Below are 1,856 nucleotides of genomic sequence, written 5' to 3'. Positions count from 1 at the left end.
GAATCAGAACGATTGTTCTGGAAAAACTCTAAAGCTGTGGCCAGTTTTTGTTGACCACTACAATTGACACGATAATGATCCTCTATTATCACGCAATCAGTTACATAAGCTGATCTCAATAGTGTTATCTGACAGCAGGTTATAAGGGGTTTTCTTCGATTCCCTTCGCCCGCTCCAGTTTTTATATCCTCATTTATTTTTCTTTTTTATCGAAACGTTCCGTTCTTTTAATGTACTCACATCAGGTATGGCTGAATCAAATAACAACAATCAAAAATAAGTAGAACTTGAGTGCTCCTCGACATCGGCAGTCATAAACGAGTTTGCATTCGTTATACCAGTCGAGGATTATCACGACTCAAGCTACTGCATATTGACTGTTAAAATCGATACTATTGTTCGTTTTTGTCAATTGCTTTAACTTTTGGATGTTATTAATAATAACCAAATGACATTCGTTCTCTGTTCCTTGATAAACGTGTGTACATTTTTTATTCTGCGTTGCAGAAATATATGCATTAATGCATTTTTTTATTACTACAGCTTTATGTATATTAGGCTCAAGTAACAGTGCTTGATCTATACAAGCAATTGCATCATCAATTCTATCGTTATAAATATTTACCAGTGATCGATAATAGTATAAGGCGGCGATATCTAATATTTGTGTCTGCGCATGTTCAAAAAAAATACGTGATGTCGTTGCTTGTCCGGAAAGGCCGGTTATCAATCCCATGATCCCTAAAATCTTTCCATCACAAATAGTTTTATCTGACACCTTATCTATAAATGCTAATGCTTTTTGAGTTGCATCTTTATGCTCGTTCATACCATGAAGAGCCAGGGATATATAGCATTCAGCCAACAGGCAATGACACTCATTTATTAGAGACGGAATATTGTATTTTTTTTTCAGGTGTTCAAATATTGTTATTGCTTTGACAATACTTTCAGGTGTGAACTCATTCAGTGCGTTTTTTCCGTTAGACATTTCTTTTGATAAAATATTGTCATTAAAAGAATCGCGTTGACTGATCATTTCCTGCGCGGCTTTAGGTTTCTTCATAGCCAGATTCAAGTTACTGATTATAAATTGTGATACTTTTTGTATATCATCCGCTTGCAGATGTGTGCTGGCAACAAGATAAAAGCTTTTTGCATCGATCACCTCTACATATAAGCTATTTGATGCTCCATGTTGGCTAATTCTTCCAGTTATAAAATAATCTGGTTTGAATCTGGCCAGAAAAGCTGTTTGAGATTTATTATCTATACAATACTGGGTTGCCGCCAGTGGGTATATGTAAAGGTCATCATCTTTTTGGTTTGAAATAAGTTGTACAAGATCCTGATTTAGTTTTAATGGATCATGATGACTGTGGGATGTTATAAATGGAAATAAAGCAACAGCACTACCTGCTTTATTATTTGGGTTCCCTTTTATCTTGAAAACTTGCCCACTGAATCGATACCCTTTTCTGTATATGGTTTCTATACAGCGAGTATAGCCGATGCGTTCAAAAATACATCTTAATGAATATATACACCGTGTAAGGGATTCGTCACTTACAATTACATTTTTCCACACGGACTCGATGATCATATCTTTTGATACAACGTTGCCAGATGATTCAAGCAATACAAATAATACGCCAAGCTCTTTCGGAGGTATGTAAGACTGCTCATTCCCTTTTGTAAGAATACCATCTTCTGTAAGTATTATTCCATCAGAAAAATGATATGAAAACTTAATTTCTAAATCCATTAGCTAACCCCTGTGAAATTTATGGTTATTTGCGTCCTGAATGAGTAATAAATATAACTAATATTCATATATGTTTTATTAAACTGTATAT

1 protein-coding gene is annotated in these 1,856 nt (G+C 34.6%); it reads right to left on the bottom strand.

The window, feature by feature from the left end:
• Positions 1-358: 358 nt before the first annotated feature.
• The gene (locus tag A7098_RS23520) at positions 359-1,765 is read right to left on the bottom strand and encodes a winged helix-turn-helix domain-containing protein (protein WP_105281506.1); all 1,407 of its coding nucleotides are present in this window, start codon (positions 1,763-1,765) and stop codon (positions 359-361) included.
• Between the last annotated feature and the right edge of the window lie 91 nt (positions 1,766-1,856).

Source organism: Escherichia sp. MOD1-EC7011 (assembly GCF_002965005.1).
Classification (GTDB): Bacteria; Pseudomonadota; Gammaproteobacteria; order Enterobacterales; family Enterobacteriaceae; genus Escherichia; species Escherichia ruysiae.
Note: the sequence above shows the minus strand (reverse complement) of the source record. Positions and strands in the feature narration are given on the sequence as shown.

Bases quoted from the DNA above. Each gene is read 5' to 3' on its own strand.
- A7098_RS23520 (WP_105281506.1), bottom strand. From the start codon at position 1,765: ATGGATTTAGAAATTAAGTTTTCATATCATTTTTCTGATGGAATAATA.